The following is an 11,977-nucleotide window of genomic DNA, read 5'->3' as shown; positions in this document are numbered from 1 at the left end:
GTCAGTTGAACTGCATGACAAAGTCATCGGGTACTACATGACAATAAATCACTATCAATAAATTGGAATCATTACCAGAGTTTCAATCTCTTTTTCGATCTTATTATTGTCATCGCCTAAAATGGCAAATGGCTCAATGCTGTCGTCAGGATTAGTGATAAATCGAAGGTTATCTCTAATAAAGTCTTCATTAAAAACGCGAATGTTCTTGTCGTGGGTGGTTAAGGCCGTGAGTGTTACATCTGAGTTGTCAGCAAATTTTAGTTGAAAAGAAGGCGCGCCATATTTGTCTGATAAAGTGCGTGTCTCTAGAGCACGAGCAATACGCGACAGTGTGGTCTTACCGGAATAGTTGCGCCCATAGATGATGTTGATATCAACAAAGTTCTGAACGGCGCCGCCTTTGTTTTTAACTTCACTATCCCAGCTAAAATCGTCAAACACACCAAGCTTTTTAATGTGCTGAATTTTCTTTAGCATCCTAAACCTCCTTGTCGTTGTTCACTCGGTCGCAAACTGCCATCAATAATGCTCTTCTATATACCCATACGCCTTTTGGAACAGCTCTTTATCTTTGCCCAATCCAAACTGTGCTAACGTCACCAGTAGAGACTTTTGAATTTCTCTTGGACCGCTGTTGGAGTTTTGCCAGCCTTCAAAACGGGTGGCTTTTACGATCTTGTCGATCTGCTCTACCACATCGCCGATTAGTTTCGGCGTGGTTTCTGGGCGGGTTTCCAAGAAGAGTTTAGTTAATGCCTGCTTGTTGTCCTCTTCTGTCACGACATGTTCGCCAGTTTCGCGCTCGGCTTGCACCGTGTCTTTAGCTGCATCTAACAGACCTTTTAACCAGTCGATAGCTTTGATCACACCGGCTTCGTAGTCTTGGCGCAGTTTTTCTAAGCGTTCACCTAACTCGACAAACTTAGAGTCGTTACTGCCACGCAGGCGGCCCATCAAGTCAATTTCGAGCCGCTTTGCGCGCTGCTCCTGCTCTTTATCCGTTAGCATAAAAATGGCGTGCTCATCCATGATCAGCTCATCGATATCGTCGCGGATGCGATTGATATCGGTATGTTCGTGGATCATCTTGATTGTTTCAGGGCCAAGAGCCGCCCACACCAAAGCGCCGGTTTGGCCAACTGGGCGCACTGATTCGTAAATCTGCGCCAGCCATTTATAGTCTTTGCGATACGGGGCTAAGAAGGTGTCTGGGTTAATGGCCGACCATAGCTTGGCTAACACGCCGAAGCTGGCAGCAAATTCATCGCGCTTTTCATTGGTTGGCAAGCACTCTTGCGCAGCCATAATCCCTTCGAAGCCTTCTAAGGTGCGATCTACACCTGGGAAGAAGGACAAACACTTATCTAACTGGGCGGGTAATAATTCTTTAAAAGCTTCAATGCCTTCTACCACGCCATCGATTTCTTCCGGGTTGTAGGCCAGCGCGGTGCGCAGGTTTTCAAACACGCCGAGGTAATCAATGATCATGCCCATGTCTTTGCGCACATCGTCTGTTTCGTACAACCGGTTGGTGCGGCACATGGCCTGCAGCAGAGTGTGGTCGCGCAGCGGTTTATCCAAGTACATGCAGTAGCAGATAGGCGCGTCAAAGCCGGTAAGTAACTTGGCGGTGACGATGATCAACTGCAACGGATGCTTAGGGTCTTTAAAGCTTTCGATTAAGTCTTTCTGGGTTTGGTCTTCGGCATCAATCTGCTGCCAACGCTCAAAATCTGCTTGTTTAATCGGCAGCTCTAAATCGTCGTGCCACTTACGCCAGTCTTTATTGAGCTTATCTTTTTTACCGCCGTCTTCGGCTGTTACGGGTGCCTGGTCGACGTTCATCACCACTTCAACGGCGTCAAAGCCGAGCTTTTCACCGAGCAAGTAGTACATCTGCACGCAGGCATCGCGGTCGTACACCACCACCATGCCTTTCATCTTTTTCGGCTTTACGTGGCTGCTAAAGTGCTCGGCAATATCATTGCTGACGGCTGCCATTCGTTTGGGCGCTTTGAGCATCACCGCTAATTTTCCCGCACGTTTTGATAGTGCGGCCTTTTCTTCGTCGTCCAGGTTATTATCTTTGGCGAGCTGCTCAAATTCCAGGTTAATCGCATCGCGGTCTACCCTTAGCTCGGCTAAGCGTGGTTCGAACCTCACCGGGTTAGTGGCGCCATCGCGGATTGATTGCTTGTAGCTGTAGCGGTTCATGTAGCGGCCAGGGTCTTCTTCGGCGCCGAACAGCTTGAAGGTATTGCGGTCAATACCAGAAATCGGAGTACCGGTTAAACCATAGAAGTGCGCATTCGGCAGGGCCCAGCGCATTTTCTCACCCAATCCGCCCTCCTGTGTGCGGTGAGCTTCGTCCACTAATACAATAATGTTGTCGCGGTTGTTAAGGCCGTTTGGGTTACCCTCAATTATCTCGACATCTTTAAACTTAAAGATGGTGGTAATCAAAATGCCACGACTGTCTTGTTCGATATGTTCGCCGAGCTTTTTACAGCTTTGTACTTTGATTAGGTTTTTAACGTCGGCACCGCCAAAGGTCTCGTTGATTTGGCTGTCCAAGTCACGGCGGTCTACCACGATTAATACGGTAGGATTTTTCAGGGCGTTATCGCTACGCAGCATTTTGGCGGCGTAGAGCATCAATAACGATTTACCCGAGCCCTGGAAGTGCCAGATCAGGCCTTTTTTCGGGTAACCTTTTCGCACACGCTCAACTATTTGCTTGGCCGCTTCAAACTGTGGGTAACGAGGTAGAATTTTAATGCGTTTGGGTGGTGTGTTCTTGCCCGTTTTCACCGTTGAAAACAGCGCGAACGATTCCAGTAACTGCAATAAGGTTTGAGGGTTTAACAAACCCTCACAGCTATCTAATATTGACGCCAAACCGGGAAGAATATCATCACGCTGGTCGGTATTGTGCCAAGGCCCCCAATCTTTTACCCGGGCGTTGATGGCACCATAAGCAAAGGTTTTTCCTTCACTGGCAAAACATAGCAGATTGGATACAAAGTAAGGTTCAACATTCTTCCAGTAGTGCTTTTTACCGCCCATAAAATCGGCGGCACCATCTTGCCAAGTCACACTAGGGCGGGTAGCGGTTTTCACCTCCCCCACCACCAATGGAATACCATTCACATAAAGCACAATATCAAAATAGACTTCAGTCGCCGCGATATAGTGCACCTGTTGTGACACCACAAAGTGGTTGTTGCTGATATTGTCAAAATCAATCAGATTGATGGTGATATGGTCGCCATTCTCACCAAAGGGTAAGGTCTTATCGGCCATTAGCCATTCATGAAAGTTTTCATTGGCTTTTACCAGGCCAGTATGGCGTGCTTCCAGCACTACACCACGTAGCTTGTAAATCACTTCATCGGCGTAATCTGGTTGCTTGGCAATATCAGGGTTTAACGAACACAACGCGTCTTTAAGCCACTCGTCAACAAAGATATCCTGTGCTTGTTTGGGTAGACTCTCCCCGTGGCAGTATGTCCACTTTACCCCGCTTAACCCCTTTAAGCGGTCGATAATTCCATTTTCCGTGACGGTTTGTTCGTTAAACATTGACTATTCTCCTAGCAATGAGTCAGCATATGCAGTGATTAAGTTATATATTGCATGTTTCTTTAATAGTGCCGACTCCACTTGTTCTTCTATTCTTAATAGTAAATTTTCTATTTCTACCCGTTCATTTTCTGGTGGAACAGGAATCATTATATCTTCAAATATATATGAAGGGATTCTTTGTCTACCTGTAGTCCCTTCCATTCTATCTATTGCATATTTTCTGATTCTTGGTGTTCGACATAAACTATAAAGGTATAAAGGACTTACTTTTTTTGGGGATAAAACGATGAACTCTGTAGAGCCTTTACCAATCTCTTCATCGTCAAGAAAGTTAACTATAGCCATTTTACCATTTTCTGCACATGGAGTTATGCGAGCAAATAAAATGTCTCCATTTTTGAATCGAGAACCGCCTCCACTTGATTCGCGATTTTCTAAGTCTCCAGAGATATATCTTGAGTCAACATCAAGTAATGACATTTCACAAAATTTCACAGCTTTAGATTTTATTTTATACGCAGGGTTTATTTCTACTATTTCTGTGAACGGTAAAAGCCCCCACCCTTGTGGAAAGGTTTTACTTCTATTTTTAATTAAAACATTTTTTTTTCGCCCATGGTACAAGATATTAGTTCTTATACTTTCACGTAATTCTATAGCTGATGAATAAAAGTCGTCAGACAATAGTATCAATTTATTTAGTTTTTTAAATGTTAAACGATGGCTTTCAATCTCCTTGGTGTTAGGCAGATTTATCTCTAATTCGGCAAGGGATTTAAACTTAGTCCTAGGCGATAGTGAACCAGATGAGTTCTTTATAGCCCATTGCCAAAATTTATTTGATAATAAAATCAAGCTTAATATATCAATATCAATTTTAGGTTCTATAACGATAATGTCACTAGAGCAAACTCCGTCAAATTCTGCAATAGCAGCTTTTTTTAAATAAGGGCGGCGTTTACCAAGAAGCAGATTTCCTTTTTTAAAGACTCGAGTGAAACTTGGATTATCCTCAACAATAATCCCCCAACGTTTAATTTTAAGGGATCCCGAATCCAAATGCTCCAGTCCAATATAGCGAGTATAGCCATCGTTAATCGGATCTTTGGTGGTTATTTTTATTTCGCGGCAAATATCACCAAACTTAACGGTTTGTTTATCATTCATTACAGTATATCTCCACCGTCGACTTCAAACTCAAGCTCTTTTAGGATTTTAAATAATTCATTAGCTTGTTTTTTTAGTTTCACCCGGCTGACTTTCCATGTTTCTATGGCATGCTCAATATCATGTGTGTCGTCATTACTTTTTGGCTGTACATAAAGCGGTATCGATAAGTTATAGAGGTTCTCTTTGATGGTATCGATATCCACCAAGGCAGTAATGCCGCTCTGCTTCTCAGGCTTAAAGTAAGCCTCGCAAAGCACGCTCAAATCATCATCAGACAGGCGGCTGTGGGCGCGTTCACGGGTAACGTGTTCCACACCATTGATAAACAACACCTTGTTTTTTCGTTCAGCAGGCTTATTGCAGTTGAGCACCACCACACAAGATTCCATCGGCGAGTTGTAAAACAGGTTGGGCCCAAGGCCAATCACCGCATCGATAATGTCGGACTCGATTACCTGCTTGCGAATGCTGTGCTCAGAATCGCGGAACAAGACGCCATGAGGCCAGAGCATTGCGGCGCGGCCAGTGTCGGGTTTTAGGCTCTTGATGATATGGGTATAAAACGCATAATCCGCACAACCTTGTGGTGGTACACCGTAGAGGTTGCGGCCGTAAGGGTCGGCAGCGAACTTATCGCGGTTCCACTTTTTAATCGAATATGGCGGGTTGGCGAAAATCACATCAAACTGCTTAAGCTGGTCGTTTTCAATAAACTTAGGTTCAGCCAGGGTGTCGCCGCGTAGCACATCGAACTCTTCAATGTCGTGCAGGAACATATTCATTCGCGCGATCGCCGAAGTGAGTAGGTTTACTTCTTGACCATACAAATGAACGCCTCGCCACTCTTGCCCTTGCGAACGCAAGTCCATTGCCGCGTTTAGCAACATGCCACCTGTACCGCAGGTTGGGTCGTAAGCCGCTTCACCGGGCTTTAAGCCCATGATACGCGTCATTAGGTGCACGACTGTACGGTTGGTATAAAACTCCGCAGCGGTATGGCCGGAGTCGTCGGCGAATTTTTTGATCAGGTATTCATAAGCCTCACCCAGGTCATCTTGTGCAACCGACTTAATGCCCAACGGAATTTTGCTGAAATGCTCAATCAGATCAGCTAGCAGGTGATCGGGCAGGCGCTCTTTATTGGTCCACTGGGCATCACCAAACACGCCATGTAAACGGGGGTTGTTGGCTTCAACTAAACGCAGCGCGTTTTGAATGGCATCACCAATATTTTTGCTAGTGTGACGCACCTTTTCCCAGCGGGCTTCTTGTGGGATATCAAAGCGGTGGAACATAGGCATGGCGGCGTATTCGGCATCGCCTTCATGGATCTCCAAAGCTTCGGTATACTCTTCCAAATACACATCCGACAGGCGCTTATAAAATAGCAGCGGGAAGATGTACTGCTTGTAGTCTGAGGCATCGATTTGGCCGCGCAAAAACTCGGCTGCACCCCAGAGTAAATCCTCTAGCTTCTTATTATTTAATATACTCATATGTTGAACCCTTCTTGGGTAAGCAGGGTCTCTAATTCGTTTTCTGCTTGTTCTAATGCGGCTAACTTTTTCTGGAAGTCCTTTAGTGCCTCTTCCACCGTGATAGTTTCTTCTTCAAGTGGCTTTTGCACATATCTCGCGATATTCAAGTTGAAGTCGTTTTCTTCAATCTCAGTTAACGCAACCCAGCGTGCAACACCTTCGATTTCTTCAGCTTCTGGGCCTAAGGCTTCTTGCTGGCGATAGATGTTAAAAATTTCATCGGCTTGCTCATTGGACAAGGTATTTTGCGCACGGCCTTTGGTGAATATCTCATCTGCATTAATGATCAGTACGTGATCTTGATGATCGGCTGGGCGTGATTTGCGCAGAACTAAAATACAGGCCGGAATGCCTGTACCATAAAACAGATTTGACGCTACGCCGATGATGGCTTCGATGCGGTTTTCTTTTAACAACTTTGTACGAATTTGCCCTTCTGATCCACCACGGAATAGCACGCCATGTGGCAACACCACTGCCATGCGCCCTTGCTCATTTAATGAGGCAAACATATGCTGTATCCAAGCAAAGTCACCGTTGGTTTTAGGCGCTAAACCATATTGTTTACGGCCATAAGGATCAGCAGACCAGAGATCATAGCCCCATTCTTTGAGGCTAAATGGCGGGTTGGCGATTACACAATCAAAGGTTTCTAGGCTATCACTCACCAAAAATTTAGGCTCACGCAGGGTATCACCACGAACAATGTCAAAATCTTCCTGGCCGTGCAGAAATAGGTTCATACGAGCAATGGCTTCGGTGGTAAGGTTTTTTTCCTGGCCTTTGATTTTAAGCAGACGTGGATCACCACCGTTTTCTTTTACGTGATGGATAGTTTCAAGCAACATACCACCTGTACCACACGCAGGATCGTAAACGCTTTCACCTGTTTGGGGGTCAAGGATGTTAACCATTAAGCGAACGATAGTACGAGGGGTATAGAATTCACCCGCTTTTTTATTGGCCTTATCCGCAAAGCGTTTAATCAGGTATTCGTATGCGCGGCCCATATCGTCGTTACGAACACTGGCTACGCCCAGATTCACTTTATTGAAGTGATTAAGCAGCGTCGCTAAGAGTTCATCAGATAAGCGCTCTTTATTGGTCCAGCTGGCATCACCAAATATTCCGTGCAATTTTGGGTTAGCTAATTCGATGCCTCTAAACGCATCCTTCAACGCCTGGCCAAGGTCTTTGGTTTCGGCAAAGACATCTTTCCAGTGGCAATAGGCAGGAATTTGGATGCGGTGGAACATCTCGCCTTTGGCAAGCTCAGCATCACTAACCTTTTCCATCGCATCTTGAAACTCTTCGTCATATACATCGCAGATACGCTTAAAGAATAAGATTGGAAATATGTATGTTTTGTAATCCGATGCATCGATAGGCCCGGTAATGATATGAGCTGCGTGCCAAAGGTGTGCTTCTAAATCTTTTAGGGATATCAACGTCATTACTGTTTATTCTCTTGAGTTTCAGGCTCATAACCGGGCGCAAGCAACAAATTGTCTACCCCGTATAACATTGCTGTATTCTGTAACCATAAATGATATTCATCACAGGACAAGATATGATATTTTGAGCAGTCAATTTTCCAGTGACGTAGCACATAGCCAGCAGTAGCCGCTCGAACCTGGATTTTCAACATGTTGTTTACCATCCCATACTCGGTTGCGATGGTATCTGGTTGAGTCAGGCCAGGATGCGGAACAATGTTCAAATCTAAGATTCTGTTCCATTGGTAATCAGCCGATTTGGTATGCTCTTCGGGGATTTCGTCTTCTATCAATTTCGGCAACTCAATGCGGTTTACAACAAAATCCGCAAAACGCTTGCAGGCTCTATCGTAAGCACGAACATGCCAACGCAGCCCATTATCGACCAGAGCAAAAGGTACGATATCTCGTTCACTGATACCGCTCGACAACGACCGATACTGAACCCTCAAAACCCGTTTGTTATGAATAGCGCACGTGATACAGGCCAACGTGGCGATATTGGGGAAATTAATCTGTGTAGGTACCTCACACGTGACCATGGACTTCTGATTGCCAACAAAATCATCGGCAAAACCATGTAGTAAGGCAGCAAAAGCCTGACTGGCGGTGTATTCAAAAAGCGGGGTAAAGCCTTCTCGCTGTATATAAGTTTTAGCTTTAGTGTCATATTCGATGTTTCTAGGAGCAAGCTCTTTATAAAGTGAGAGATCTCGAGAAGCTGCTGCTTCCTTGATACCAAAACGTGATACCAGATCAGTGCGGTTCACCGACCCTAGGAAGTAGAGTTTAAAATCGATGTGGAATAGGCGCTCCCGCTGAGACTGGTTAACTGTCGTCAACTGTTCTTCGAAGTATCGTGCGTTAGGCATTTTATTCCTTGTTATCTATGGCTATGGGCTAAAACATCCATGCTGCCAAGCAGCTGAGCCAGGTCGTTAGCACAGTTAACCACTGAAGGCTGCATGCAACTATCCTAGTAGTCTGTCTTTGTAATTGATACAAATGTGTGTGTCAATATGATGACCACTATTCTTTTGATATGTGATTTACTATTGGCTTAATAGATGAAAAAACCTCAATGCCCAACCTTCAATCGACTCCACAGGTATATTACCCACCACAGCCCCTTGGTGCTTGGGATGATGAATACCAACATGATTTTTCTCGCCAAAGAAAGTGTCCAGCAGGTCGTTTGGCCAAGATATCGACTTTGAAACAATGCCTCTTCGGATCTGAGTGAAATGCTCAATCCAGTCCCGTTCATCTGAGCTGAAAATCATTTTGGTCGACAGCATCTTGATCCCATCCGAAGTATCAACCTCAAGTACGACGGCTTCATTCGATTGGTATCGAACACATACTGCTCTGATGGCACGAGGCGAGCCATTTTCCAGTTGATGCTGTTTACTCCGACCTACTTTTGGTAATGCCAATGTTTCTTGCTGAATAATCGAGCATTTATGTTTGCTGACTAACACTTGCAGCATATGATCAAAGCTTTTAAAGCGGCTGGCAAACTGTCGCTCTCTATCAGTAATATCCTGCTTGCCACCGACATCTGCGGCAGGTAAAGTGCCGCCCTGATGCGGCTCATTAGTGCTGGCTTCTCGACCAGCTTCCTTTTCGGCATGTTCATTTATGACCAGCTTACTGCTGTCTTTCACCTGTTCTTGCTTATAGACATCAAATGACTTAGTAAAACGAATCCAGGATAAATCACTTTCCAAGGCCAAGGTCTCATTCTGATCCGAACCTGTCAGATCATCATCAATTTCAAACTCGTCTTTATTATTCAGCCAGTTAACACCTCCAGAATCCGCCCTGGCTGATTGATCTTTGGTATCTCGCTTGAAAAAGTCCGGATTAATAAATGCAATACTACTTGGAATATCAACATCAAACACAACACCAATGATTTCCTCAACCAAGTACATTGATTTATTACCGCTATAACGACCTTTAACGTGAAGTTGCCAATTATTCATGTCAGGGGGATCAAAGCTAAAACGCCAACTTTCTAGCTTCCCTTTAAATTCACGATGCAACTGATAGTGTCGATAAATACTTTGATATGATGCCATAGCTGATGGATCTGTAAGCAACCAGGCAAGCAATTGCTTCGTACCGCTTTGATTAAACGCACTTTTAGGGAAAGTATTATTTTTTAGCACATGAATATCGACATGATTCCTGGTTGGATCGAAGCGAACATCAAACTCTAATGGTAAGGTTTTGCTATTCAAACAGGCACGGCATAGATAGGAATTAATCAGAAAAATCCCTCTCGCCAATTCAAGTTGAGGCATAACAACCAAGTCACCGTTTTTAACATTAAAACAGAATGCGTTCTGGATACTTTCTTTGTCTTTAACTGATTGAAAAGTACTTAAATCTGGAAACACCGACAAGGTAGTTGCAGAGATCTGATAACCTGGTTTAAATGTGATTACTCGGTCAACTCGACGACTTTGTGGCTTGGTACTGTTAAGCAATTTACCTCGACAAAGCAGGGGTAAATTGGCTAATCGAGTATACTTTTTTTCCTGAATAGGACGACACCACAGACTCACAGACCAGTAAGGGACATTGTTATATCGGAAAAAATCGCCAACGTGAACCACAAGCGAATCATCGTTAAATCCTTTGATTTTCGTCACTCAATCACCTGTTAAAATAACTGTAATTCATTGAGTACTATCTGAACATCTGGCCTAAGCCGTTCCTGGCTTAAACCAGCCTTACGCATAACCAACCATTTTTTCAATGGTTCACCCTGTCGGATCATCTCTACACATGTATTAGTTAATCGCCGTATCTGGTATTCAGTTATAGTTTCTGTGTATCGCTGCAAAAACATTCTAACCAGCGGCAACTTATCCAAATTTTTCTCAATGGTGCTACTCTGCTGCAATTTACATAAAAGGAAGTTAGCAGAAATACGCGGCCCTGCATAATAAGTCTCAATCCCTTGAATCAAATCACGTAATTGCCGTATTGCCACCAAATCCCGCCGATGCCAATCTGCTTTTAGTTCAGGCTTTTTACGCTGTGCTTTATGTTCGGAATTAAATGCCATCAACCAGGATTTGTCATTTCGATATAACCAAGCATATAACGCTTTTCCTGGGGATCGATTGCGGGCTTTGAGTACGCCATATTGAAGTACTAATTTCTGCCAAGTTTTTCTCTGACTTCGTAGATGTTCATTATCAGTAGACAACGTCGATGACGCTGTATTTTCAAAAACAATCTTGGTGAAAGGTTTGATTTGACGCACGCGTTCAATGACATCCTCAGGCTTAAATTCAGCCATAAAACTTTGCCAGATTATTGCGTGTTCGAGATAACTAAACGCCTTTCGATGTTTACGAAAGATCCCCTTTAGCCAACCAGTCTCCGCAGCTGAATCGGTATAAAGATTTAACTGCATCAAAGTAGAAGGATGAAAACAGGCATGCACCCGTTCGTGGACCTCTCCATGATTAATATTCTTGCCCCGACAAAAACCAAGATCTGAAGCCAAATCGCGATAAAAAGATGTCCATTGTTCAAAGTCTGGTGAATATCCAGGCAAAATATTCAGAAATTTATTTGCATAGATTGCTAGCCTTAGAAGCTCTTCATTTACCGATGATAGTTCGCAATCCACAGGACTCTGTGGGGTCATAGCAAAGAAATGATGACGGTGAGACCCACTACCATTCGTTAAAATTGAAAGAGAGCCATGTTCTGGGCAAACCGCAAGACCAGGGAAAAACCAGTTACGCTGCCAAAAATATTCTCCATAGTGCTGATGCTGATTTTTAATACACTCAGGACAATATCTAAATCGATCACTAGATTGAATACGGGAAGCGGCCACACCAAGCATAAGATGAACGGCTCCCTGAGAACGCCCTGCCATCATCTGTAACGCCCGGCTTTTATGAGTGTCTGTAACAAAAGGCGCATAAAGAGGAAACAACGTATGCTGATAAACCAATTCTTCCACGCTATAGCGACCCGTACTTTGCAACAGGCTGGAGATCGGCTGCAAGTGACAAGGTAAATCCAAGGTCGCAATCATCTTGCGGTTCTCAAATACTTCATCCAGCAACTGTTTGGGACTGGTAATCCCATGATAAATACCAGCCCGCGCCACCATACTGTATACAAGTTCATCAGGGTACGGCACGGGAAAGT

At 44.3% G+C, this 11,977-nt stretch carries 8 protein-coding genes; all 8 read right to left on the bottom strand.

Features of this window, described 5'->3' with window-relative positions; all coding sequences use genetic code 11:
• Positions 1 to 54: 54 nt before the first annotated feature.
• Entirely contained in the window at positions 55 to 480 is a 426-nt protein-coding gene (locus tag JK211_RS13110; RefSeq protein WP_212709115.1) for an AAA family ATPase, read from the bottom strand.
• A 42-nt stretch (positions 481 to 522) separates the two neighbouring features.
• Positions 523 to 3,585: a type I restriction endonuclease subunit R gene (locus JK211_RS13105; RefSeq protein WP_212709114.1), complete on the bottom strand. Its 3,063-nt coding sequence runs from the start codon at positions 3,583 to 3,585 to the stop codon at positions 523 to 525.
• Between the two features lie 3 nt (positions 3,586 to 3,588).
• Positions 3,589 to 4,755: a restriction endonuclease subunit S gene (locus tag JK211_RS13100; RefSeq protein ID WP_212709113.1), complete on the bottom strand. Its 1,167-nt coding sequence runs from the start codon at positions 4,753 to 4,755 to the stop codon at positions 3,589 to 3,591.
• The gene (locus JK211_RS13095) at positions 4,755 to 6,254 is read right to left on the bottom strand and encodes a class I SAM-dependent DNA methyltransferase (protein ID WP_212709112.1); all 1,500 of its coding nucleotides are present in this window, start codon (positions 6,252 to 6,254) and stop codon (positions 4,755 to 4,757) included. Before JK211_RS13095 ends, JK211_RS13100 begins: the two co-directional genes overlap by 1 nt.
• The gene (locus tag JK211_RS13090; RefSeq protein ID WP_212709111.1) at positions 6,251 to 7,750 is read right to left on the bottom strand and encodes a class I SAM-dependent DNA methyltransferase; all 1,500 of its coding nucleotides are present in this window, start codon (positions 7,748 to 7,750) and stop codon (positions 6,251 to 6,253) included. The genes JK211_RS13095 and JK211_RS13090 overlap by 4 nt, the downstream gene beginning before the upstream one ends.
• Positions 7,750 to 8,664, bottom strand: a complete 915-nt coding sequence (locus JK211_RS13085; RefSeq protein WP_212709110.1) for a WYL domain-containing protein — start codon at positions 8,662 to 8,664, stop codon at positions 7,750 to 7,752. Before JK211_RS13085 ends, JK211_RS13090 begins: the two co-directional genes overlap by 1 nt.
• Positions 8,665 to 8,844: 180 nt before the next feature.
• Complete coding sequence (locus JK211_RS17115; protein WP_212709109.1) at positions 8,845 to 10,452, bottom strand: Tn7-like element transposition protein TnsE; 1,608 nt, start codon at positions 10,450 to 10,452, stop codon at positions 8,845 to 8,847.
• Positions 10,453 to 10,463: 11 nt separating this feature from the next.
• Positions 10,464 to 11,969: a TnsD family Tn7-like transposition protein gene (locus JK211_RS13075; protein ID WP_212709108.1), complete on the bottom strand. Its 1,506-nt coding sequence runs from the start codon at positions 11,967 to 11,969 to the stop codon at positions 10,464 to 10,466.
• Between the last annotated feature and the right edge of the window lie 8 nt (positions 11,970 to 11,977).

The organism is Tatumella sp. JGM130 (genome assembly GCF_018257525.1).
GTDB classification, from domain to species: domain Bacteria; phylum Pseudomonadota; class Gammaproteobacteria; order Enterobacterales; family Enterobacteriaceae; genus Tatumella; species Tatumella punctata.
The sequence above is the reverse complement of the archived record's forward strand: the minus strand, read 5'-3'. Positions and strand labels throughout refer to the sequence as shown.

Excerpts from the sequence above, each read along its gene's own strand:
- JK211_RS13095 (WP_212709112.1), bottom strand. The coding sequence starts at position 6,254 with ATGAGTATATTAAATAATAAGAAGCTAGAGGATTTACTCTGGGGTGCA.
- JK211_RS13085 (WP_212709110.1), bottom strand. The coding sequence starts at position 8,664 with ATGCCTAACGCACGATACTTCGAAGAACAGTTGACGACAGTTAACCAG.
- JK211_RS13105 (WP_212709114.1), bottom strand. The coding sequence starts at position 3,585 with ATGTTTAACGAACAAACCGTCACGGAAAATGGAATTATCGACCGCTTA.
- JK211_RS13110 (WP_212709115.1), bottom strand. The coding sequence starts at position 480 with ATGCTAAAGAAAATTCAGCACATTAAAAAGCTTGGTGTGTTTGACGAT.
- JK211_RS13090 (WP_212709111.1), bottom strand. The coding sequence starts at position 7,750 with ATGACGTTGATATCCCTAAAAGATTTAGAAGCACACCTTTGGCACGCA.
- JK211_RS13100 (WP_212709113.1), bottom strand. The coding sequence starts at position 4,755 with ATGAATGATAAACAAACCGTTAAGTTTGGTGATATTTGCCGCGAAATA.